This window comes from uncultured Blautia sp. (assembly GCF_902497045.1).
In the GTDB taxonomy this organism is placed as follows: domain Bacteria; phylum Bacillota; class Clostridia; order Lachnospirales; family Lachnospiraceae; genus Blautia_A.
The window spans coordinates 1-2,126 of record NZ_CABVDF010000335.1 but is presented as its reverse complement, the minus strand read 5'-3'; the positions used below and the strand labels follow the sequence as shown (position 1 = coordinate 2,126).

1 protein-coding gene is annotated in these 2,126 nt (G+C 46.1%); it reads right to left on the bottom strand.

Going from position 1 to position 2,126, the window contains the following annotated elements; genetic code table 11:
* Nucleotides 1–305: 305 nt before the first annotated feature.
* Nucleotides 306–2,024, bottom strand: coding sequence for an ABC-ATPase domain-containing protein (locus RDS42_RS14395; RefSeq protein WP_308784263.1), 1,719 nt, complete (start codon nucleotides 2,022–2,024; stop codon nucleotides 306–308).
* Between the last annotated feature and the right edge of the window lie 102 nt (nucleotides 2,025–2,126).

The following is a 2,126-nucleotide window of genomic DNA, read 5'->3' as shown; positions in this document are numbered from 1 at the left end:
TATACAAACTCTTATCACAATTATGTTGTATGCTATAAGTGTCTTAAAGGTAATCCCCTTTAAGAACAGGCAGCACTTCAATGCCGGAAGAGCTGCCGAACTCTTTCCTTTCCCTAAAAAATAAAAGAAAACAATGACAGCCGCCCACCCGGCAAGATCGTCGGGGGAGCGGCAGTTTTCTTGTTTATGCGGAATATGACTGTCTATGGCAGTCTGCATCTGGTGCGCAAAGCCGAACAAGTTCCTCAAGGCTTGAGGGACTTAGGGAGTTCGAAGGAGACTTGTTCCCTGTGCTATTCATTTTGTTATAGTCTTCGATAACGGTTAAAACAGGAGTAGATCTCCTGGGCTCTTGGTGAGGCATAACCGCAGGAGATATAAGACTTGTTACTGAAAAATCCCAGTCCCTTCTGATCGAGTTCTTTAATCAGATATTTTACAATCTCCGGAAGCGTCCGTTTTCCGTCAATAAGATGTTCCACAGCATATTTCAGCAGCAGACTTAAAGAAGCTGTCTGTTCCGTATCCACAATCTGTTCAATATAGCGCAGATCCACATCCTGCCTGCCTATGGAAAATCCGTCTTTTCCATGTGTTTTTGTTTTCAGTCTGTCCGGCCGGTCAGAATCTCTGCGGGGAGATCTGGGAGCTGCAGAAGCTGCTTTTGTCATGATCCGTAAGCTTTGTGGAAAATGAAATTCCGGCGCAGAGGCTTCAGGAAGCGGATACTGGCTGCAGAGAGTTTTTACCATGGGGGTAATATCCAGTGGATGATAGCTGTCCATCTGGATCACTGTGTCTGCAATATGGAAAAAGGCACCGGAGCTTCCGGCAACCAGAATGGTGGAAATTCCGGCTTTGTGGTACAGATCTCCTGCCCGTTCCAGAAACGGAGTGATAGGCTCTTTTTCTCTGGCGATCACCTTCTGCATAAAAGAATCCCGTACCATAAAGTTGGTGGCAGAGGTGTCTTCATCCAGAAGAAACACCTGACTTCCTGCTTCCATTCCCTCAATGATCCCGGCAGCCTGTGAGGTACTTCCGCTGGCATCTTCTGTAGAAAAACAGGAGGTGTCTTTTTTATTTGGAAGATCATTGATAAAAAGAGAGATGTCTGTGTCTTTGATAAAACGGCCGTCTTCGGAACGCAGCTTCAGAGCGGTATCATTTGTGATCACATACTCTCTTCCGTCACCGGGAACATGGTTATAAACGCCAAGCTCCAAAGCATTGAGAAGAGTGGATTTACCATGATATCCGCCGCCTACGATCAGGGTGATACCCTCCGGAACGCCCATTCCGGTTATCTTTCCTTTATGGGGAAGAGTCATGGTGACCCGAAGAGTATCCGGAGACCGGAAAGGGATGGAATCCTGCATAGGACGGGAGGATATCCCGCTTTCTCTGGGAAGAATGGAGCCGTCTGCCACAAAGGCAGCCAGAGAATTCCTTTTCAGCTGCTCCCGGATATAGGCCTGATCCTCTGCGAGAAAGATGGCTTCTTCCAGTTTTTTTGCATTCAGGTTTTTGTAAAGGAATGCTTTTTGCACACAGACCGGGAGAAATTCAAACAGGATCTTTTCCAGCTCTGTGGCATTGATGGTTCGTCCGTTGGCAGGAAAGCCGATAAAAAAACGAGACACGATATCCTTGTCGGTAATCTGGCAGGCAGTGCGCTCCAGAACTTCCTGACCGCAGTGGCTGACAGAAAGCAGACCGCTTTTTCCTGAGCCTTTTGCACGGAAGGTAAAGCGGCTGACCTGCTGTTCAAACTGCCGGGTAAGAAAGTCGCTGAGAGTGATCCTGGTAAGACTGTTTTTGCAGTAAGTTTCCGGAAATCCTGCTGTTTTGCGGGGAATCCGGATACTTATATGGGAAGGAGATGCAAAAGGATCTCCCTGTACATGGTCTATAGATAAAATATAGTCGCGGAACTGATACTCTCCACGCAGAGATTTATAAGTCGGATAGCTTTTTCTGTGGATGGAGTGCAGCAGATCTTTAAGATCAGCAGAATGCCGCATGGAAATCATACCTCCTTAAGAACAATTATTGTCTTTTATTTTAGTCATTTTGGGGAAAAATAGCAAGGATACGAACAGTATAAACAACTTATTATTTTTGTT

Excerpts from the sequence above, each read along its gene's own strand:
- RDS42_RS14395 (WP_308784263.1), bottom strand. The coding sequence starts at position 2,024 with ATGCGGCATTCTGCTGATCTTAAAGATCTGCTGCACTCCATCCACAGA.